This is a genomic window from Cryobacterium sp. PH31-AA6 (genome assembly GCF_030063195.1).
Lineage (GTDB): Bacteria > Actinomycetota > Actinomycetes > Actinomycetales > Microbacteriaceae > Cryobacterium.
Genome location: NZ_JASISS010000032.1, coordinates 1 through 19,764, shown reverse-complemented (window position 1 = coordinate 19,764; position 19,764 = coordinate 1). Strand labels below are relative to the sequence as shown.

Genomic DNA, 19,764 nt, shown 5'->3' with positions numbered 1-19,764 from the left:
TTTTTATCCCGAGTTCGGGATAAGCGCGACTATCCCGAGGATTTTGTTATCCCGAGTATCGGCCGGGATGCCTTTGCGTTCGCGGCCTGAGCGCCCACTTCCTCGGGATAATTACTTCAGCCCAGCGAGCTGTAGCATGAGGTCGTCGCCTCCCGTCCAGAGCGGCGCGAGGTCGGGTGTTGCGCTGCCTGCTTTCTGGATTGCTTCGCGGACCATCCGGTTATCGGCCGACGCGTAGATGCTCGTGGTCGCTATATTCGCGTGACCGAGGAACTCCTTGATGTGGGGAAGCGGAACTCCGGCGCGCAGCATCTGCATGGCGCGGGCGTGCCGAAGCTGGTGGGCATGGATCTTCTCCGGGAGCTCCGAACACTGTTGTCGTGCTGCGGTGGCGTGTTTGTTGAGCAGGTAGGACATATTGTCCTGGCTCATCTGGTGGCGGCGACCTGCCCGGACAGTGAAGAACAGCTTGCCCGCGGTGTCCGTGGTGCTGGGGTGGAACTCGCTCAGGTATTGATCGAGATGCCGTGCGGTTTTGTCCATCAGGGGAACGGTTCTGCTTTTGCGTCCTTTGCCCGTAAGCGTCACCCGGGCGGCGCCGATCGTGGTGTCGATATCCGCAGGGATCAGGTCCAAGATTTCCTGGATCCGTGCGGCTGCGTCGAAGGTGAGCAGGATGAGGGTCGTGTCCCGGCGGCCGCGGCTGGTGTCCTGACCGGGGGCGCGAATGAGCGCGTCGACGGCGGGCATGCTCAGCCCGTCCGGTGCTCGCGTTGGTGTTCGGGCGGGTTTGATCTGGGTGACTTCGAGCCAGATCGATACCAGAGCGGGATCCTCGCCGGCGCAATACGACAGGAACGACTTGATTGCCGCCAGGCGCTGATTCGCGGATGAGGCACCAAGATGCTGGCTGTCGAGCAGCCAGGTGAGAAAGGCGGTGATGGTGGAGCGGTTGATTACCTTGAAGCTGACCTCGGCCAGGGAGAGGTGCTGCGACTGGCGAAGATAGTCGAGCAGTGCGTTCAAGGCGGTTTTGTAGGAGCGGATCGTGTGGGGGCTGAGCTGGCGCGACCGGGGCAGGTGGATGGTCAGCCAAGAACGGACCAGGCCGAAGAACTCATCGGAGGCCATCGGATGCCTCCAAAAGAGCAGATTCGATACTGGTGTTGGCGATCCGGCGCAGGTCGACGTGGAAGTCCGCGGCGAGGTGAAAGTAGTACCAGGTGTCCTCCGTGTTGGCGTGCCCGAGGTGCGGGCTCAGGTAAGCGACCAACGCTTCCGGATCTTTTCCGGCGAGCACCCACCGGTTGATGTTTTCGATGACGTGGGCGTGGCGGAGGTCGTAAACGCGCGGCGGAGAACCGGCGCTGGACACGATGTGCGGGGCGGCGGCGGCCAACAGCTGCTGGAACCAATAGTCGATCGTGCACTGGCTGTAGCAGTTTCCGTAACGGTTCGGGAAGAACGGTATCCGATCCGGATGGTGGGCGCTGATCGTCGCGTCATAGGTTCGGCAATATTCGTGTAGGTCCGACGACATATAGACGATGCGGTCCTTGTGCCCTTTGGACTGCCGAATACTGACGGTGCCGCGAACCAGGTCAACGTCGTTGCAGCGCAACGTCCGAGCTTCGCTCGGCCGAAGTCCCAGGCAGTAGATCATGCGGAAGATCACCGGGATAATCACTTCCCGCCTGCCGCCATAACCGGTGGTTTGGAGGTTGTCGGCGGCGTTGAAGAGGGACCGCAACTGCGCGTGGGAGTAGATGTGCGGGCGGTAGCGGATTTGTTTGCCAGGGATCCCCGACGGAATGACGAAGGCGGCCAGACCGAGGGCGCCCATGTGTTTGGCCAGTTGCCGGATCGGGGTGATCCGCCGCATCTGCCCGTTGACGTGCTCAGCAGGCCGGGCGACAGCCCAGGCCATGGCCATCTCCTTCGTCAGCGTCACCTCGCCCGGGTAAGTTTCAGCACACATCTTGTCGAAGCGGCGCAGGTGCGACTCGGAGTTCACGTAGGGCAACCCGATCGCGTGCTTGACCTCGAGCAGCGACTGCAGCGGAGCGGCGAGGCCGCTGACAAAGCCGCTCACGACCGTGTTCCTTTCGGCTCGATGCCGACGAAGTCGAGACAACACGCCCGCATGTGGATTTCATCGGCGGACAGATAGTGTTTCGCTGACGTGATACTCCGGTGACCGAGCGCGCCGGAGATTACCGGCAGTGGTGTGCCGTCTGCCAGCAGCCGGGTAGCGAACGTGGCCCGCAATACCCGGAAGCCGCGGCCCGTGCCGTTCTGGGTGACGATGCCGGAGCGGGCAAAGGCCCGCGAGGCCACCCAATACAAGCTGTCGGCCGGGGTCAAGCCAACATAAGGGGCCTGGGAGCGCAGGAACACGTGGTCATCCTCTCCACCAGCGGGTCTGCCGTGCAGCAGGTAATCCGCGATCGCCTCACCGACCTCGGCTAGCAACGGCAACGTCACCAACGCCCCTGTTTTGTGCTGGGTCAGAGTGATCTGAGCGTGTGTTGTACGTCTCGCGGGGTGACGATGTAGGCGTCGTCCTCGGTGACGATGGGTTTTAGCGCGACCGGATTTGGTGTCCGGCCGTCGGCGGCGTCAGGCTGACGATGTCCGGATAGACGAATGGCCCGGCGTGCGATCTTTGCGGATCACGCCGGGCCATTCTGACGCGTAAAGGCGCGCTGATGCTCACGGTAAGTCATGATTCTGTTGTTGTCGAGTTGGACCTCCTGGTCGGGCGCGTGGTCTGCCCGGATTGTGGTGGCCGATTACGCCCGTGGGGGTGGGCCAGGGCGCGTGTGATCCGCGATGGCCTCGGCACGGATTGGGCTTGTCGGCGCCTTCGCCCGCGCAGGTCGAGGTGCGCGGTCTGCGGCGGCACGCATGTGCTGCTCGAGGTGCGGCTGGCCGTGCGGCGAGCCGATGCCGCAGAGGTAATCGCGGCAGCGATCGAGGCAAAGACCGCGCTGGGCTGGGGCCACCGGAAAATCGCGGCGGGCTGCGGCAGACCGGTCTCGACGGTCCGTGGTTGGTTGCGCGCATTTGCCGCGTCGGCCACTGCGATCGGCGACCGGTTCACGAGCCTGTTGGTGCGGGACGCTCCCGACGCTGTCGTGCTCTGGCCCAAACCTGCCGGCACCGCCGGCGGGGAGGCGCTGTCCGTGTTGATGGCATATGCCGAGGGACTGGCTCGTCGGTTTGCCGCGACCGTCACGGTGACGTGGATCCAGGCTGGGATCGCCACGACGAATGGGCGGCTTTTTTGCTCGAGCTGGTGGGCTGCGGGTCCCAACACCAACCGGCCCTTACGCCCGGGCGTGGTCGGCGGGAAAGGTGGCAGGAGCGCCTGCCATATCCCTGTGGTGGGCGTGTTCACTGTTTGAGAGGACCTTTCATGCCCGCAACACCGCCGACCCTGCCGCCGACGCTGCCACCGGTGGTGCCCCGGGATTCCCCGGTGAGCCCCGCCGTGTCCTTGCTCGTGCCGGCCGGATCACCGTCGGAAACGGCAGTGCGCCGCGACCGGATGGAAAAGATCGCCCTCTTCAGGTATCAGCTCATCCGCGGCGCTGCCGATGCCGCGGTCACGACGCGTCAGCGCGGTCCGATGGTCAGAGACCTCGCGGCGATGGTGCATCCGGGGCCGTTCGGCGGCACTGTGACGGTCTCCAAAGACACCCTCGACCGGTGGATTCGGGCTTGGCGGCGCGGTGGGTTCGACGCGTTGAAACCCCGCGGCCGCGCCCAGGGCGCCGTGACGCCAGCGCAGATCCTGGCGTTGGCAGCAACGCTGAAACGCGAACGCCCCGCCCGCACCTCGGCGCAAGTGCGCCGCATCATGATCGACACCCTCGGCGACGCACCTTCCGAGTCGACGTTGCTGCGGCACTTCCGCACGCTGGAACTCCCGACCGGGGTGCGGGAGGTGTTTGGCCGGTTCGAAGCGGACTATCCCAACGAAATGTGGGTCGGTGACGGCCTCCACGGGCCGCGGATCAACGGGCGGAAAACGTATCTGTTCGCGTTTCTCGACGACCACACCCGCCTCGTCACGGCGGCCCGGTGGGCCTACGCCGAAGACTCCGTCCGCCTCACTGCGGCCCTCCGACCGGCGTTGGAATCCCGCGGAATTCCGGGGGTTTGCTACGTCGATAACGGCTCGGCATTTATTGATGCATCTTTGTCGCGCACCTGCGCGAAGCTCGGAATCCGGCTGACACACTCGGCACCATACCGACCCCAGGGCCGCGGGAAAATCGAGCGGTTCTTCAACACCGTCAACTCGCAGTTCCTCACCGAGATCACCACCGTCGACACTGCGACCGGCGAGGTCGATGCTGGGGTGGGCAGCATGGTGACGTCGTTGGATGAGTTGAATGCGTTATTCACGTCGTGGGTGGAGATGGTTTACCACCAAGCCACGCACTCCACGACCGGGCAAACACCTCTGCAACGCTGGGATGCCAGCTGGGTGGGCCGCAAACCGGTGCGAAAATCGCGGGACGAGATCGCGGAAGCGTTCCGATGGTCGACGATCCGCACGGTGACGAAGTCCGCGACAGTCTCCCTGCAGTCCAACACCTATCAAGTCGATCAGCTCCTCGTCGGCAAACGCGTCGAGCTGGTCTATGACCCCTTCGACCTCGCCGGGCTGATCACCGTCTCCGCCGGCAACGGCGTCCCGGCCGGCATCGCCGTGCTCAGCGAAATCCGCCGCCACGTCCACAAGAAAGCCGCGTCCGCCGCGTCCGACAGCATCGAGACCGGCGCGAAGAACGCCGCCTCCGGCATCGACTACCTCCGCCTGGTCGAGACCCGCCACAAAGGCACGATGGCTGGGGAACCGATCAGCTTCGTCAAAGCGTCCACCTCAAAGCGGCCCGCGGTCGTCTTCGTGCCGACCGTGTCGGAGGGCGTTCGATGAGTATTGACACGTTGCAATCGCATTTCTTGTTGACTGAACTACGGCGTGTCGCAGGCGCGTCGTAATCGGCACGGCTGTTAGACAGTGGCCATGACTAACGCACAGAGTGGTGCCGAAGATCTCGCTTTGACCGTGGTCCGGAAAGTTGGCGGGCTGGTCGACACCGGTGACCGGGCCGAGCCGTTCAGGCTTGTCGATCCAACCGGGTGTTACGTCCCTTCAGTAGCAGAGTACTTTCGTGAGCTTCAGGCTCGGGGGCAGTCGACAGCGACCCTGCGTTCCTACGGGATGGATTTGCTGCGATGGTTCCGATTTTGTTGGGCCATAGATTTGGTTTGGGACCATGCGACTCGGGCAGAGGCACGCGATTTCTCACGGTGGCTACAGATCAGTGGAAAACCCGCCCGCTCACGGGGTAACCGTGGCACGGCCGACACGGGCACTACGCCGCAGATCCAAGGTTATTCTGCGTCGGTCCGTGCACACAGCGAGACGGTGCTGCGCAGCTTCTACGAGTTTCATCTGGAAACCGGAACCGGCCCGATAATGAATCCGTTTCCACTGGATCGGGCCCGACGCGGCACACGCGCGCATGCGCACCACAACCCGATGGAGCCATACCGCAATGAACGCAGCGGGCAATATCGCCCTCGGCTGCCGAATCGGATACCACGTAGCATCCCGGACGGGCAGTTCAATGAAATCTTCGCCCTGCTTCCCTCGCACCGCGACAGGGCGCTCGTCGCATTTTATGTCTCCACTGGTGCTCGGGCTTCAGAATTGCTATCGGTGACCCGTGGCGGAGTTGACCCGGCCGGGCAGCTGATCACGGTCGTGCGCAAAGGAACCCGGCACCACCAGCAACTGCCCGCCTCCACAGATGCGTTCGTCTGGTTGCGGCTCTACCAGGCGCAAATGGAGGGGCTCATCCCCACGACCGCCCCCACCGACTGGCCTTGCCCCCGGTTAGTGGACACGGGGTTATGCGGCTTTAGCGAAGACCGCGTTCTGGTTTGAGTATTGCAGCTCGAACTCGGCGGGGCTGACCTGGCCGAGGGAGGTGTGTCGGCGGCGCCGGTTGTAGCGGTCCTCGATCCAGGCGCCGACTTCCCGGGATGCCTTGTTTTTGCTGGGCCAGACGCGTCGGTGATAGAACTCGGTCTTGAGCGTGGCGAAGAAACTTTCCGCCATCGCGTTGTCCCAGCAGACCCCGGTGTAGCCCATCGACCGGGTGATCCGGTGCGCTTTCGCGAACGCGGTGATCTGCGCTGACGCATATTGGGCGGATTCAACTGGTCGTTGCAACACCGGCTTGTTCGCCTAATACTAGGTGCTCTGCCCAGACCTCGGCAGGTGTTTTCCAGCCCAGCACTTTCCGTGGTCGATTGTTGAGCGTGTGAGCGACGGCGTCGAGCTCGGCCCCATCCCACCGCGCAAGGTCGGTTCCTTTCGGGAAGTACTGGCGCAGCAGCCCGTTGGTGTTCTCATTCAAAGGTCGCTGCCACGGGCTGTGAGCGTCAGCGAAGTAGATAGCAATACCTGTCGCCTCTCTCAGTTCGACGTGCTGTGACAGTTCCTTGCCGCGGTCCCAGGTGAGCGATTTTCGCATCTTTCCGGGCAACTCACTCATCCTCGCCCCGACCGCTTTCCTCGTGACCTCGGCACCATAACCGGCCAGCGCAGGACCGTTCTTGATGCGCGGTTGCATGCCATAGCCTTCGAGTCGCGGCAGGTGGACGAGTATCGTGAGTTTCGTCGTTCGTTCCACCAGCGTTCCGATTGCCGACCGACCAGTGCCGATTATGAGGTCCCCCTCCCAGTGGCCCGGGACCTTCCGCGCAGCCACCTCGTCGGGACGTTTGTCGATCGTCACGTCGGCCGTGACATGGCCGCCCGGCCGGCGCCGTGCACGGGCGCGCGGAACACGCAACGACCGCCCAGTCCGCAGATTCGCGACGAGGTCGCGGGTGAGCCCGCCGCGGGCTTCAACATACAACGCCTGGTAGATCGCCTCGTGAGAGATCCGCATGGACACATCCTGCGGAAAATCGATGCGCAGGCGACCGGAGATCTGCTCCGGGCTCCACACGGTTCCCCACCTCCGGTCCTGGCGGTGGGGCTTGTTGCGGCCTTTCCACGCCACCGTCTCCGGCCCGGCAATCGGCGCCCCGCTAGCATCCGTAACGACTCCGGAGAGGCGGTCCTGGACATAATCACGGAGTCGGTCGTTGGCCACGAGCTTCACCGTCTTCGGGCGTTGCGCCATGAGTTCCGACTTCCACTGCGCGACAGACGCCCGATACTCGAGCTTTCCCCCGCGGGTGGCCGCGTTGCGGCGTAATTCGCGTGAGACCGTCGACGGCGACCGGCCCAACGCCCGCGCGATTCCGCGAACACTCGTGAGTTGAACTCGCAGCAACGCGATCTCCTCCCGCTCAGCGAAAGAGAGATATCGATCGGTCGTTGGCGCGGGGGAGAACGGTGACATACCGCCACGATGTCGGAACCAACGAGTGCCGACCACCGGCGACACGCCAACGGCTATTGCAGCATCCTCGCTCGAGAGGCCGCGCGCGACCTCGAACCAGAACGTTCGCTCAACCTCCCGCCGGTGCGACGGAGCCCCCGGGGACTTCATCGGGGACCTACCCGTTAATTCCTTCATCCACCCTGCTGGACGCCCCATCGGACACCTCCATGATCGGGGTGTTGCTTCGACTGGTTGAATCCGCCTTGGGTGCCGCGATCGGAATGAAAAATGACCTGCTCCGGGCGGTCACCGCGGAGGGCTATGGCCATGACCAGGGCGTCTTGGATGAGGTCGGTTCGCATGTGGTCGGCGATCGCCCAGCCGATCACGCGGCGCGAGTGTGCGTCGATCACAGTCGCCAAATACAGCCACCCCTCCCAGATCCTCAAGTAGGTGATATCTCCGACCCAGACCTGATTCAGGGCCCCGGTATCCCACTGCCGTTTGACGGCGTCGACGGGGTAGGCGTCCTCGGCCTGACTGACCGTGGTGGTGCGCCAACGTTTCGGGCTAATGCCCACCAGACCCAGTCGGCGCATGGTGTTGGCTACGGTTTTGCGGGAGATGATCTCGCCGTCGGCGCGGAGGTCGGCGAGGATCCGCGGGGACCCATAAACCTCGTCTGAGTCGCTGTGGAACCACGCGACCTTCTGCTCGATGTTCTCCCGCCGCACTGCCCGCTCCGACGGGCTGCGGCCCAGCCAGGCGTAGTAGCCCGACCGGGACACGGCGAGGAGGCGGACCATTCGGACGATGCTGAAGTTGGTCTTCTCCACCAGCATCAGTGCGAACGCTTGGCGTTCGTATCCGAGGCTTCCTGGGCGAAGAAGAGGGAGGCTTTTTTTAGGAACGCCCGGTCCAGTTTCAGGTCGGCGTTCTCTTTGCGCAGCCGCAGCAGTTCGGCCTTCTCCGTCTCCGTGATCCCGGCCTCGCCGGCGTCTTGGCTGGCCCTGAACAGGTTCACCCACCGGCCCAGAGTGGCTTCCTTGACGCCGAGCTCGCGGGCCACGGTTGCCACCGCCCGACCGGTGTTGATCACCAGCTTGACGGCCTCGTCTTTGAACTCAGGAGTGAACTCCCGGCGCGTGTTTCCCATGATGAACATTCTCTCTTGTGAGGTGTCCACCATCCGGGGTCAAGGCCAGACCCGTTGTGGTGGACGCTGCGCCTGCCAGTGCGACCGTTGACCTACCATGCGGTGCATCGCATGTTCGAGCGAACCAATGCGCGCGCGGGAACCAACGCGACTCTTCACGCACTTCGACATACCGCCGCTTACCGCATGGCCGAGGACCCAGCGTTGCCACTGACGGACGTGCAATTCGTATTGGGTCACGCCCAGCTGACGACGACGCAAATCTATCTAACGCCCCGCAAGGAAGAAGTCATCCGACGGGTCCTTGCACACCATGCTGATGCCACCCGCCGGGCCACCGAGAAGATCGCTCCGGTCCCAGCTCACGGCTATCGGCCCGAGACGTTACGGATACTGTTCGGGACGGAAAAATCATGACCGCGGGGACCGCGATAGCAGTTTCACCGCAACTTACGCCGCTCGGCGCCACGGCCCGTGTCGGGTCGCAGGCCCGCGGGGCTGGAATCAATGACGTGGGCTGGCCCGCGACCGAGGATAGCCGGGCGGATGCTCGACTCATTCTGTCCCCAGCACCGCTTGTGTCGGAGACACGCTCCAGCCGATACCGTCGCGACAGCGGGTTGGACGGCCTGCTGGACTGGTTTGGCGACCAGCCGGGAAACACCTGGCAGCAACGCTGGCTTGCCACGGGCGCTGAGCAGGCCGGACGGGCCTGGCGCAATTTATCGGCCGCATCGCTCAGCGAGCACGGTCACGAGGCCCCTTGGCGGGTGTCCGCCGTGACTGGGGCCTTGGTCGTGGCGGTTTGCGCCGATCTCATCCGCCCACGCCTGAGCTGGCTGATAGCCAACGCGGCCAAATTGCACTATCTGTCAACAGGCATGGCCAGATCCCGCGATGTGGACGGGTTCGCCCGTCTGACAGCGCTATGTGAAGCGGAGGCTGGCATCTCTGCTGCGACAAAGGGACTCGTCCTCTCCCGAGCCTCGTTGATCCTCGCCGCCAAGGGCGGACGCCTGGCCGACATCACCGCCGCAGACGTCCTCGAACTGCTTGACGTCGAGACTACTGTTCACGTCAATCGTGCCGGTGACACAGCTGTCTTTTACCGGATGCTGCACACGCTGGGGGCCCTCGGCGAGCACGCCCCAGAATCATTGCGGCAGTTGCGCAGCCTCGGACAGCGCACGCCTGACCAGCTCATCGACCGCTACAACATTGCCTGCCGTCCGGTTCGGGACCTACTCGTGGACTACCTCCGCGAACGCCAACCAGCTCTCGACTACACCAGCCTTGAGTCGTTAGCGAACTTTCTCGGCAAGCTGTTCTGGGCCGACCTCGAGAAACACCACCCGGGTATCAACAGCCTGCGTCTGACCGCCGAGGTTTCCGCCGCATGGAAGCTGCGGCTCCGCACGATGACCTCGATAGCCACCGACACGAACGGGCAACAGATCGAGGAATCAGTGACACGTATCAACTACCGCGAATGCTTGACACCGGTGCGGGCCTTCTATCTTGACCTGGCGCATTGGGCCGTCGAAGACCCCGCCCGTTGGGCGTATTGGGTCGTGCCCTGCCCTGTCGGCATCGAGGAAATCAACCGCCGCAAAAGCAAACGACACCGTAAGGCCCGCATGGACGCCCGCACCAGGGAACGCCTGCCCGTCCTGCCCGCCCTGGTCCGGAGCGTCAATCAACGCCGACAAGCCACCAGCGAGCTGCTCGCTGCCGCGCGCAACACCGCACCCGGCGACACATTCACCGCCGCCGGTCAGACGTTCACCCGATCCATCGCCCTGCACTCCTCACCCGAGAAGACCTGGGCCGACGATCCCGACACAGGCAAACGCCGTGATCTCGGCCGGGAAGAAGACAAAGCCTTCTGGGCATGGGCTGCAGTGGAAGTTCTCCGCGCGACTGGCGTTCGCGTGGAGGAACTCCTCGAGCTGAGCCACCACAGCCTCGTCCAATACCGGTTACCAACTACCGGGGAACTGATCCCACTGCTGCAGATCGTCCCATCGAAAACGGACACGGAACGGCTGCTGGTCGTCAGCCCCGAACTGGCGGACGTCCTCAGCACCATCATCACCCGCGTCAGGGACAAATCGGGCGCGATTCCCCTCCTTTCCGCCTACGACCCCAAGGAACGGACCTGGTCCCAACCAGCCCCGCTGCTATTCCAACGTCACTACCAGGCAGAGGACCGGCCGATCCCGGGTATGGGGATACGTGACCTCCTGAAAATGGCTTTGGAACACACCAGCCTGACTGATCCAACCACCGGGGAACCACTGCGGTTCACACCACATGACTTCCGTCGGATGTTCATCACCGACGCCGTACTCAACGGACTGCCCCCACATATTGCACAAGTCATCGCCGGCCATCGCGATATCAACGTCACCCTCGGCTACAAGGCCGTCTATCCCCACGAAGCGATCCAAGCACACCTGGCATTCCTCGCCCGACGCAGATCCCTCCGCCCCAGCGAAGAATACCGAGTCCCAACTGACGAAGAATGGGAGGAGTTCCTCGGACATTTCCAAAAGCGAAAAGTATCTGTGGGCACCTGCGGGAGAGCATTCGAAACACCCTGCATCCATGAACACGCCTGCGTTCGCTGCTCAATGCTCTGGCCTGATCCCGACCAACGACCACGACTCGCCGAAATTCGCGATAACCTCGCCGACCGTGTCACCGAAGCTAAACGTGAAGGTTGGCTCGGCGAAGTTGAAGGGCTAGAAATCAGTCTCGCCGGAGCCGAACAGAAACTTGCCCAAATCGACCAACGGCCGCAGAACGGTGCCATTGTCAACCTCGGAATGCCCACGGTCTTGGACGCCTCCGACCACGGCACCATCGTCGCCCAACCCCCAAGGGGGTCCTGATCGAAGGCAGAAAACTCTCTCCCAAGCAGCCCAGAAAAAGTTCAGAGAATATGGGTTCACCCGCATGCCCTTCGCCCGGGACATTCCGCCGCAAGCCTTGCATCCGCATCCGTCGCATCGGGAAGCGATGGCTCGCATTGATTGGTGCGTCAGTCAGCGTCAGCTCGGCGTGATCAGCGGGGAAGTCGGCGCGGGGAAAACCGTCGCCGTTCGCGCGGCCCTGGCCCAGCTGGAGCCGTCTCGGCATCAGGTGATCTATATCCCCGACCCGACGATCACGATGCGCGGCATCCACACCCGCATCGTCACCGCGCTCGGCGGAACCCCCGCGTTCTTCTCCGGAGTGCTCGCCTCGCAAACCGCGGCGCTGCTCGCCGGGGAACTCGACGAACGCGCCCGCCTGCCCGTCGTCGTGATCGATGAAGCGCACCTGCTCACCAACACCGACCTTGAAGCGCTGCGCATGTTGACGAATAGCGATATGGACACGGGGTCGCACTTCGCGATGCTGCTCATCGGGCAGCCGACCCTGCGGCGCCGGCTCAAGCTCGCGGTGCTCTCTGCGCTGGATCAACGCATCTCCACGCGTTACACAATCACCGGGATGGGTGCCGGCGACACCACGGACTACGTCCGGCAGCACTTGAAGTTCGCGGGCCGGTCCGACCCGCTCTTCTCCGACGACGCGATCCATGCCATCCACCTCGCATCGCGGGGCTATCCGCGGGCGGTGAATAACCTCGCGGTCGCCGCCTTGATCGCGACCTACGCTGCCGACAAAGCAATCGTCGACCTGGCCGCCGCGCAGTCGGCGATCACCGAGAACAGCGAATGAGCTCGCGTCACGAGTGACGACCGCCACGTCACCGCACCGATGAAAGCCCTGCCGGAATCCACCGGCGGGGCTTTTTCATGACCCGGCATCGTCACCAGAGATGACGCCGACATCGTCAAATAACGCGCCGGGCGACAAGCGTGCGGCCAATCGATATCGCGCAACCGTAACCCTGCGATGTCGACCGGCCGCAGACCCGTCCTTGCGCCCAGTATCAATAGCGCCCTGTCCCTTAAACCCATTGGTGTGGAGACAACCACGGAGTTCACTAACGCGTCGATACCGTCGGCAGAGACAACTCCCACCGAGCGGACACGCCGCACCATCTGAGCCGGGACCGCCTGCGAGAGCCCGGCGCCGTAGCCGGATTCTTCCCAGAAACGACACAGCACGCGCAGCGCCGAGACCACCGTCCTCATACTTCCCGGCTGATACCGACTACCGAGAAACACCACCATTGCCGACACGTCTATCCTGGACAGCGCCCGGACATCAGCCACGCCGCGTTCGGGCAACCACGCCAACGCGGTGCGGGACACCGTGGCATACAAATTCTGGGTCATGACGGCCAACGACTGGCCCTGCAACCATTGCTCGAACTGTTCCTGGACCGGACGGAAAACAACGTTTAGCGCGTCATTGGGATGCGTCTGACGAGACAGCCGCCATTCGTAGGACCCAGTCCGCGCAACCTCCGACAGCACCAGGGCGGCCTTGCGCAGGAGCCTGCGTTTCCACTCCTTGTAGCGGCCGGCCCGATGCTCCGCCGCGACGAATTCGATAAACGCATCAACGGCCTCCTCGGAGAACTCCTCGACAGCATCGCGGGAACAAAACCTCGCGAACTGGGACCACGCCCACCAGTACTGCATCCTCGTCGACGGCGCATGCCCCAACGGACCCATCGCAGTCTCAGCCTGCACGATCAACTGACTTATAGAAATACTCATCTCTTAGCTCACCTCCAGTGAAATCGAAAGAGATGAGCCAGCGTAGGCGGGCTGCGATTATCCCGAGGAAGAGAGCGCTCAGGCCGCGACCGCAAAGGCATCCCGGCCGATACTCGGGATAACAAAATCCTCGGGATAGTCGCGCGGGTGCCGAACTCTGCCGGGGAGCACCGCGGCCGAGTAGTGCGCCGCCATCTCCCGGTAGGCATCGTTCAAAACGACCTCCCCTTCCTTTGGGTGGGAGATCACCCCTGTCTTCAAGTTGTCGGGCACCAGGCGTGGGACGCTGCCGCCGTAGAAGGCGAACATCGCAGTGTGGGCGCGCAGCCACGACTCTTGCCGCATATCCAGGGTGGCTTCCACGAACGCATAGCGGCTGAACGGTAGGCAGGCGACGAACAAATACACCTTCGACATCTCACCCGACGTCGGATCGAGCAGCTGCATCGTGGGCCCGGACCAGTCGACCTCGATGCTGCGGCCGGCTTTGTGGCCAACCCGCGACGTCGCCCCCGAGACAGCGGCGTGCTCGCCATAGAGGCGGCAGAAGCGGTCGTAGCTCATCGTCGCCTGCGCCGTCGACGAAGCGTCGACATACTCCTGGTGCAACAGCTTCAACGTCACCCCGACCCTGGCCAACTCCGTATGCACCCGCGCCCAGTCCGGCTGCGCGAACACGCTCTCGTGGACGCCGCGGCCGGGGAACAACGTCGAATACACCGCGGCCTCCGACAACTCGGCGACGTCGTCCCAGTCGAGCCCGAGCCGCTCTGCTGCATCGAGCACAGCTCGAATGCTGTGCCGGGACATCCCCTGGGCGGACTCGATCGCCCGTCGCGACAAGCCCTGATTACGCAGCTGCAGGATCTGCTTCGCTTTGATCTTCCGTACCATTGCCGGTACTCCTTCCACCATGTGGCGCTCACATGGTGGGAGGAGCTTTTCAGGTGGGGCTCAACCACGCCGGTAGTGGGGCTGAACGATACAAATCACGCATCTGAACAGTGGGGCTCACTCGCACCACAGGTGGTGCCCATCGAAGCCAATATTCACACGTCCCGCTGAGTGGTGGAGTTTCTCAACACCGTGCGGGTCAGTTGATTTAGTTTAGGCGGCAGCGAGTTCTGGGAGTATCACCGCCTCGTCGATGACCTCGACTGGATCGTTCATGGTGGCCAGCTCAAGCATCGAGGCTTCCGAGAAGTAGCGGCGTTCGCCGGCCTCCCACTCGTCGTGCTGCTCGATCAGAACCGACCCGGCCAAGCGCAGCAGCGCGGCGGAGTTAGGGAACACACCGACGACGTCGGTGCGGCGTTTGATCTCCTTGTTCACCCGTTCGATAGCGGGTTGGTGGACCAGATCTGGCGCCAGTGACGCCTGGGGAACTCGGCGGCGAAGGCGAGCAGGTCGGGTTGCGCGTCGACGAGCATCGCGGCGACCTTCGGATGGGACCGGCCAAGCATCGTGGTCACCTCGCGGAACTGCTTCTGAATGTGGTCTTGGTCGGGCTGGGCGAAGATGGTGCGGATGATCGAGCTCTCCGCGAATTCTACGGAGGGGGAGCGCTGCATGCTGCTCCGATGTTCGCCCGAAGGGAAGTCGAAACGCTCCGCCAAGCCACCTCGCTCGTGGCGCGCCAGAATGATGGACTCGATATCGTCGTCTGTGCCCCGATTGCCGCTGGCGACAACCGCGACGACGCCCGCGCACGATGCCTTAGCTTTGCCGCCGCGAAAGTCCATGAGGACTTTGGCACTCAGCTTTTCGTTCTGGACTCGCTCAGCACGCTCACAGAAAACGAGCTTGATCAAAGAACTTTCCGCGCCCTGCGGCGAAGATCCGTCAACGGATTGCACCGCGACACGGTCGCGCATCATTGTCGCCCTTCGGCCGAGTTGCTTTTGGGTTTGCCGGACGTTTTAGCGTGGTCGTATCGGCAGGAACATGTCCGCAAAGATCGGTCGTGGTTCGAGCCGATGCGTGAATTTACAGAGATCACGATTCTCTGAACTGTCAACGGACCCTCGAGGCGCCCGATGCCAATTTGATTGTGCGTCTCTCGAAAGCCTCAGCTCGTGAGAGAGCACGCCTGCACGCCTGTAATGGCCTCCGATAAGTCGCTCGACTTTCGCTGTCTCGTCAAAGAATGGCTTCAGATGATCTTGCGAATAGTGGAGTGAGACCCGTCGCTGAGAACAAAAGGTGCGCGGAAACGCTGCGCACGATTGAATCGAATAAGTCGTAGAGGCACGTGACGACGTAACCGTGCCGGTCGCGTCAAAGGAACCTTTACTGAGATGTTTTCCGCGTTCACTGCGAGCTTCTTTGGGCATCTGGTCGATGAGCTCATTGAGTGTCGCCAGCCGGTGGCTTCGGTGTCTCGCAACTCACTCGTCACCCATGAGATAGGAGACATCCGGATAGCGAAACGATACCCTCGAGCTCGTCCGTATCACGCCCGGTCATCGGGCAGTTTCTCGGGACACCTAAACGGCGTTGCGCCGACCAGCAGCGAGCTCGATCGCTGTAACGGCGGGGGAGTGCCCGCAGATCGTCCCTCTTCTGACCGGAGCCAGTCGGCGGATTCAGTTGTTTTCGTCAGAACCCCGTGTCACTGCACGCAGAGCGGCCGATGTGCTGTCGCCGCGGAGTAATGTTTGCTGGTGATCAAATCTCGCGTCCTGTCCGACGGCATCCGCACCTGGATGCTCAAGGGCCTTGTCAACGAGAGGGGCGAGCACGTGGGGCCGCATGCCGCCAGCGTCGAGAAGACGCATTCCTGGTGGCGGGTGATGTGTTTGACCGGGGTCGACTACTTCTCGACTCTCGGGTATCAGCCGGCCATTGCGGCCCTCGCGGCAGGATTGCTGTCGCCGATCGCGACCATCGTGCTGGTCGTCCTGACTCTGCTGGGTGCCCTGCCGGTGTATCGACGGGTTGCGCAGGAGAGCTTCAACGGGTCCGGGTCGATCCAGATGCTGGAACGCCTGCTGCCCTGGTGGGCCGGCAAGCTCTTCGTGCTCGTGCTGCTCGGGTTCGCCGCCACGGACTTCATGATCACGATCACCCTGTCCGCGGCGGACGCCACGGCCCACGCGATCGAGAACCCCTTCGCTCCCGCCTGGATGCAGGGTCAGGAGGTGCTGGTCACCCTGTTCCTTGTCGCGCTGCTCGGCATCGTCTTCCTCCGCGGTTTCAAGGAGGCCATCGGCATCGCCGTCGTGCTCGTGGCGGTCTACCTGCTCCTCAATCTCGTCGTGATCATTGTCGCCATCGGACACGTCGCCGGACACGCGGCCCTGATCACGGACTGGTGGGCAGCACTCACCGCGCAACACGGCAATCCGCTCGTCATGGTCGGAATTGCCCTGATCGTGTTCCCCAAGCTGGCGCTGGGCCTGTCCGGCTTCGAGACCGGGGTCGCCGTGATGCCGCAAGTGACCGGTGACCCGGGCGACACCGAAGCGGACCCGGCCGGCCGGATCCGCGGCACCAAGCGCCTGCTGACCACGGCGGCGCTCATCATGAGCGGCTTCCTCATCACTTCCAGCCTTGTGACGACCCTGCTGATCCCGCAGAAGGACTTCCAGCCCGGCGGGCCGGCCAACGGCCGCGCCCTCGCCTATCTCGCACACGAATACCTCGGACCCGTTTTCGGGTCCGTGTATGACATCAGTACGATCTGCATCCTGTGGTTCGCCGGCGCCTCGGCGATGGCGGGCCTGCTCAATCTTGTTCCCCGTTACCTGCCGCGGTACGGGATGGCGCCCCAATGGGCCCGGGCCGTCCGACCACTCGTCCTGGTCTTCATCGGCATCGCCTTCCTCATCACGGTGGTCTTCCAGGCGAACGTCGACGCCCAGGGTGGCGCGTACGCCACGGGGGTGCTCGTGCTGATGACATCAGCCTCAGTCGCGGTGACTCTGTCAGCCCGTCGGAAGCGGCAACGTTGGAGCACAATCGGATTCGGCGTCACAGCGCTGATCCTGACCTACACAACGGTTGCCAACGTCTTTGAACGCCCGGACGGCGTCCGGATCGCCGGACTCTTCATTCTCGCCATCATGACCACCTCGATCCTCTCGCGGGTGCGGCGTTCCTTCGAGCTGCGGGCGACCTCCGTCGTGCTGGATTCCAACGCGCTCGACTACGTCATGTCCGATGCCGAGGAGTACGACGTCATCCGGATCATCTCGCACGAGCCCGATGAGGACACCGAGGCCGAGTACCGGAACAAGAGCCGCGACGAACGTCGGTTCGGGCACATCCCGCCCGGTTCGCCGATCATGTTCCTCGAGGTGCACCCCTCCGACTCATCCGATTTCGAGGAAGACCTGCTCGTGCGCGGAGTCGCCAAGCACGGGTACCGCGTGCTGCAGGTCACGAGCGGCAACGTGCCGAACACGATCGCCGCCGTGCTGCTCGAGATCCGCGACCAGACCGGCCTGATCCCGGAGATCTACTTCGAGTGGACTCAGGGCAACCCGATCTCCAACATGTTCAAGTTCCTCTTCACCGGCCTCGGTGAAATCGCCCCCGTCACTCGCGAAGTGTTGCGCGAATCGGAACCCAACGCCAAACGACGACCGCACATCCACGTCAGCTGATGACGACAAGGCCCGGCGAAGACATCCCGCCCTGCGTTCCTTGATCAGTGTTCGCGGTTCGCAGTTTTCTCGATCCAGTCCGTCGCGCGCTCGGAAAGGTAGACCCCCTCCGGACCGCTTTCGCCAATCCACCAAGCCCCAGACTCGACCACGCCTCCAGCGGACGCGATCTCGTTTAGGACCGCGCCGGCAACCACGTCACCGTTGTTCGCAATCAGCCACTCCCGAGCCGACTCGCTCAGCTTTGGCCACCACTCCTTTATCTCCACACCGGAATCCTTGCACTCCACACGCAGTCCTCGCGAGCACATTTCGTTAGCACTCGCCGCGGCGTGTCTTCCCCGCCGTCGGTAACCAACACGGAGCCGACCTCTCCGATGGAGGTTCCGCATGAGGGCAGTGAATACAGCCGTGGGGTGACGACGAGTGTCGTAAGCGTCGAGGTCAGCGAAGGTGCCTGAAATACCGTTCTGGATCGTCCAGGAACGATCGCCAATTCCGGACCAGGTCGAGGTCGTCCCAGACGCAGCGACGGTATCCCCATGGCCCGACCTCGTAGATATCCGCACCAGGGATTGAGGCCAGAATCGGTGAATGAGTGGACAGAATCACCTGAGATCCACCAGTGGCAACGATGTCGCGGAGATCGCTGAGCAGAGCGAGCGATCCGGTGAACGAGAGCGCTGATTCCGGCTCATCGAGGATCCACAGGCCCGAGTAGCGAGACCGGGCAGCCACAAGGTCGAGGAACGATTCGCCGTGCGAGCGCTCGTGGAATACGGGGTCGTTTCCGCCGGGGTTGTCCTCCAGATAGGTGAAGAACCCGTGCATCGTTTCCGCGCGAAGGAAGAAGCCGCTCCGGCCGGCTCCGAGACCACGGTTCAACCGCAGGTGGTCGGCGAGGGTGGACTCGGACCTGCGGGTGGTGTGTCTGGAGCCGGTCGATCCTCCTTCCGGTCCCATGCCGTAGGCACCTGCGATGGCCTCAACGAGAGTCGATTTGCCGACTCCGTTGTCGCCGACGAATACGGTCACCGGGCCCAGTTCGAGACCATCATCGAGGAGCTGCGCGATCGGGGCCAGCGTCGCGGGCCACACATCCCGAGGCAGAAATGGCGCGTCGGGATCCTGGCTCACTGAGCGCAACGGAGGCTCGTTTCTCGACATGTGATCATTCTGCCTGAACTGGCAATGGGAACAGTTAAACCAACCGTTCAGGGTTCCCCGTGTGCGTCAATGAGACGCGTCGACCAATGGGCCGTCGAGCCAGTGGTCGGCGTCCTTTTGCGACCGGAGCCGCACGATGATCAGATCGGGGTTTTCGCGCTCTGCCTGCGGGATGCTTGTGCGGTAGTTCTTGCGGGTCGTGATCGCCCAGTGAATATTGGCTTCGTTGGGCACCACTTGGGGTGCGGTTGAGCCCCACCGTCCAGATGTGTGATACGTCTTGTTCAGCCCCACTGCCGGCGTGGTTGAGCACCACCCGAAAAGCTCCTTCTTCCGCGCCGGACATCCAGCGCCCTGGCTCGAGGGCTTCCTCGATCCCGACGCAGGACGGAGCACGGAGCACGGGTAACGCTGGTGCCCGGCATGCTCCCGCCGACACCGATCCCGTAAGCCTGTCAATGGCCTGCCTGTGGTGGGAAACCGCGCCGCACTGGCAGGTTTCTTAGCGCTGAAACGGCCGGCTCGACGGTGATGAAACATGTCCGCACCGAGCGGAGAAGGCCAGTGTGGCGAGTAGCGCTTGGTGGTAGCGCCAGTCCAAGCAGGTGGTATGTGTAATCGCATGAGGTTGTTTACACACGTTCTCATCACCTTGTTTACAACCTCTCTCATCACGTTGTTTACACACGATGTCGCCACGTTGTTTACACCCGTCTCATGACGTCGTTTACAACCGA

The 19,764-nt window shown here is 63.1% G+C and carries 18 protein-coding genes and 2 pseudogenes; 7 read left to right on the top strand and 13 right to left on the bottom strand.

Annotation, left to right across the window (positions count from 1 at the left end):
• Window positions 1–111: 111 nt before the first annotated feature.
• From QMG61_RS15665 to QMG61_RS15655, 3 genes are read right to left on the bottom strand one after another with little or no spacing between them, the layout of a single operon-like run.
• Window positions 112–1,131, bottom strand: coding sequence for a tyrosine-type recombinase/integrase (locus QMG61_RS15665; RefSeq protein ID WP_283495267.1), 1,020 nt, complete (start codon window positions 1,129–1,131; stop codon window positions 112–114).
• Entirely contained in the window at window positions 1,118–2,092 is a 975-nt protein-coding gene (locus tag QMG61_RS15660; protein ID WP_283495266.1) for a tyrosine-type recombinase/integrase, read from the bottom strand. Before QMG61_RS15660 ends, QMG61_RS15665 begins: the two co-directional genes overlap by 14 nt.
• Window positions 2,089–2,517: a tyrosine-type recombinase/integrase gene (locus QMG61_RS15655; protein WP_283495279.1), complete on the bottom strand. Its 429-nt coding sequence runs from the start codon at window positions 2,515–2,517 to the stop codon at window positions 2,089–2,091. Before QMG61_RS15655 ends, QMG61_RS15660 begins: the two co-directional genes overlap by 4 nt.
• A gap of 727 nt (window positions 2,518–3,244) precedes the next feature.
• Here QMG61_RS15655 and QMG61_RS15650 point away from each other — a divergent pair.
• Together QMG61_RS15650 and QMG61_RS15645 are read left to right on the top strand one after the other, a co-directional pair.
• Window positions 3,245–4,948, top strand: a complete 1,704-nt coding sequence (locus QMG61_RS15650) for a DDE-type integrase/transposase/recombinase (RefSeq protein WP_283495265.1) — start codon at window positions 3,245–3,247, stop codon at window positions 4,946–4,948.
• A 90-nt stretch (window positions 4,949–5,038) separates the two neighbouring features.
• On the top strand, window positions 5,039–5,965 hold the full coding sequence (locus tag QMG61_RS15645; RefSeq protein WP_283495264.1) for a tyrosine-type recombinase/integrase: 927 nt from the start codon (window positions 5,039–5,041) through the stop codon (window positions 5,963–5,965).
• Here the strand turns inward: QMG61_RS15645 and QMG61_RS15640 are convergent.
• Genes QMG61_RS15640 through QMG61_RS15625 form a run of 4 tightly spaced genes read right to left on the bottom strand, consistent with a single transcriptional unit; the run spans window position 5,930 to window position 8,574 of the window.
• Entirely contained in the window at window positions 5,930–6,253 is a 324-nt protein-coding gene (locus QMG61_RS15640; RefSeq protein ID WP_283495263.1) for an integrase core domain-containing protein, read from the bottom strand. The two genes, QMG61_RS15645 and QMG61_RS15640, sit on opposite strands and share 36 nt — an antisense overlap.
• The gene (locus QMG61_RS15635) at window positions 6,237–7,613 is read right to left on the bottom strand and encodes an IS30 family transposase (protein WP_283495262.1); all 1,377 of its coding nucleotides are present in this window, start codon (window positions 7,611–7,613) and stop codon (window positions 6,237–6,239) included. Before QMG61_RS15635 ends, QMG61_RS15640 begins: the two co-directional genes overlap by 17 nt.
• Window positions 7,610–8,260, bottom strand: a complete 651-nt coding sequence (locus QMG61_RS15630; RefSeq protein ID WP_283495261.1) for an IS3 family transposase — start codon at window positions 8,258–8,260, stop codon at window positions 7,610–7,612. The genes QMG61_RS15635 and QMG61_RS15630 overlap by 4 nt, the downstream gene beginning before the upstream one ends.
• Window positions 8,260–8,574 carry a transposase gene (locus tag QMG61_RS15625; protein ID WP_283495260.1) on the bottom strand — a complete coding sequence of 105 codons (315 nt, stop codon included), beginning with the start codon at window positions 8,572–8,574 and terminating at the stop codon, window positions 8,260–8,262. Before QMG61_RS15625 ends, QMG61_RS15630 begins: the two co-directional genes overlap by 1 nt.
• Before the next feature lie 78 nt (window positions 8,575–8,652).
• On the opposite strand from QMG61_RS15625, the gene QMG61_RS15620 reads away from it, so the two are divergent.
• The 3 genes from QMG61_RS15620 to QMG61_RS15610 all read left to right on the top strand — a co-directional run bounded on the left by QMG61_RS15620 (window position 8,653) and on the right by QMG61_RS15610 (window position 12,303).
• Entirely contained in the window at window positions 8,653–8,991 is a 339-nt protein-coding gene (locus QMG61_RS15620) for a tyrosine-type recombinase/integrase (RefSeq protein ID WP_283495278.1), read from the top strand.
• Window positions 8,992–9,194: 203 nt separating this feature from the next.
• Entirely contained in the window at window positions 9,195–11,468 is a 2,274-nt protein-coding gene (locus QMG61_RS15615) for a tyrosine-type recombinase/integrase (RefSeq protein ID WP_283495259.1), read from the top strand.
• A 127-nt stretch (window positions 11,469–11,595) separates the two neighbouring features.
• On the top strand, window positions 11,596–12,303 hold the full coding sequence (locus QMG61_RS15610) for an ExeA family protein (RefSeq protein ID WP_283495258.1): 708 nt from the start codon (window positions 11,596–11,598) through the stop codon (window positions 12,301–12,303).
• Here the strand turns inward: QMG61_RS15610 and QMG61_RS15605 are convergent.
• The 3 genes and pseudogenes from QMG61_RS15605 to QMG61_RS17560 form a co-directional block, all read right to left on the bottom strand.
• On the bottom strand, window positions 12,234–13,253 hold the full coding sequence (locus tag QMG61_RS15605) for a hypothetical protein (protein ID WP_283495257.1): 1,020 nt from the start codon (window positions 13,251–13,253) through the stop codon (window positions 12,234–12,236). The two genes, QMG61_RS15610 and QMG61_RS15605, sit on opposite strands and share 70 nt — an antisense overlap.
• A gap of 138 nt (window positions 13,254–13,391) precedes the next feature.
• A pseudogene (istA, locus tag QMG61_RS15600) lies at window positions 13,392–14,147 on the bottom strand (IS21 family transposase); the annotation flags it as partial.
• A gap of 213 nt (window positions 14,148–14,360) precedes the next feature.
• A pseudogene (locus tag QMG61_RS17560) lies at window positions 14,361–14,791 on the bottom strand (transposase); the annotation flags it as partial.
• A gap of 42 nt (window positions 14,792–14,833) precedes the next feature.
• Here QMG61_RS17560 and QMG61_RS15585 point away from each other — a divergent pair.
• Window positions 14,834–15,262 (top strand): hypothetical protein, encoded by a 429-nt coding sequence (locus tag QMG61_RS15585; RefSeq protein WP_283495254.1) that lies wholly within the window; start codon window positions 14,834–14,836, stop codon window positions 15,260–15,262.
• A gap of 696 nt (window positions 15,263–15,958) precedes the next feature.
• Window positions 15,959–17,860 carry an APC family permease gene (locus QMG61_RS15580; protein WP_283495277.1) on the top strand — a complete coding sequence of 634 codons (1,902 nt, stop codon included), beginning with the start codon at window positions 15,959–15,961 and terminating at the stop codon, window positions 17,858–17,860.
• 44 nt (window positions 17,861–17,904) lie between these two features.
• Here the strand turns inward: QMG61_RS15580 and QMG61_RS15575 are convergent, their stop codons facing one another.
• The 3 genes from QMG61_RS15575 to QMG61_RS15565 all read right to left on the bottom strand — a co-directional run bounded on the left by QMG61_RS15575 (window position 17,905) and on the right by QMG61_RS15565 (window position 19,264).
• Window positions 17,905–18,129 (bottom strand): hypothetical protein, encoded by a 225-nt coding sequence (locus QMG61_RS15575; protein ID WP_283495253.1) that lies wholly within the window; start codon window positions 18,127–18,129, stop codon window positions 17,905–17,907.
• A gap of 175 nt (window positions 18,130–18,304) precedes the next feature.
• Complete coding sequence (locus QMG61_RS15570; RefSeq protein ID WP_283495252.1) at window positions 18,305–19,027, bottom strand: AAA family ATPase; 723 nt, start codon at window positions 19,025–19,027, stop codon at window positions 18,305–18,307.
• 66 nt (window positions 19,028–19,093) lie between these two features.
• The gene (locus QMG61_RS15565) at window positions 19,094–19,264 is read right to left on the bottom strand and encodes a hypothetical protein (protein ID WP_283495251.1); all 171 of its coding nucleotides are present in this window, start codon (window positions 19,262–19,264) and stop codon (window positions 19,094–19,096) included.
• Window positions 19,265–19,764 lie beyond the last annotated feature (500 nt).

What these genes read in the sequence shown, in the direction of transcription:
- QMG61_RS15610 (WP_283495258.1), top strand. Translation starts at nt 11,596, where the DNA reads ATGGCTCGCATTGATTGGTGCGTCAGTCAGCGTCAGCTCGGCGTGATC.
- QMG61_RS15585 (WP_283495254.1), top strand. Translation starts at nt 14,834, where the DNA reads ATGTTCGCCCGAAGGGAAGTCGAAACGCTCCGCCAAGCCACCTCGCTC.
- QMG61_RS15645 (WP_283495264.1), top strand. Translation starts at nt 5,039, where the DNA reads ATGACTAACGCACAGAGTGGTGCCGAAGATCTCGCTTTGACCGTGGTC.
- QMG61_RS15635 (WP_283495262.1), bottom strand. Translation starts at nt 7,613, where the DNA reads ATGAAGGAATTAACGGGTAGGTCCCCGATGAAGTCCCCGGGGGCTCCG.
- QMG61_RS15630 (WP_283495261.1), bottom strand. Translation starts at nt 8,260, where the DNA reads ATGCTGGTGGAGAAGACCAACTTCAGCATCGTCCGAATGGTCCGCCTC.
- QMG61_RS15580 (WP_283495277.1), top strand. Translation starts at nt 15,959, where the DNA reads ATGCTCAAGGGCCTTGTCAACGAGAGGGGCGAGCACGTGGGGCCGCAT.
- QMG61_RS15625 (WP_283495260.1), bottom strand. Translation starts at nt 8,574, where the DNA reads ATGGGAAACACGCGCCGGGAGTTCACTCCTGAGTTCAAAGACGAGGCC.
- QMG61_RS15570 (WP_283495252.1), bottom strand. Translation starts at nt 19,027, where the DNA reads ATGTCGAGAAACGAGCCTCCGTTGCGCTCAGTGAGCCAGGATCCCGAC.
- QMG61_RS15665 (WP_283495267.1), bottom strand. Translation starts at nt 1,131, where the DNA reads ATGGCCTCCGATGAGTTCTTCGGCCTGGTCCGTTCTTGGCTGACCATC.
- QMG61_RS15605 (WP_283495257.1), bottom strand. Translation starts at nt 13,253, where the DNA reads ATGAGTATTTCTATAAGTCAGTTGATCGTGCAGGCTGAGACTGCGATG.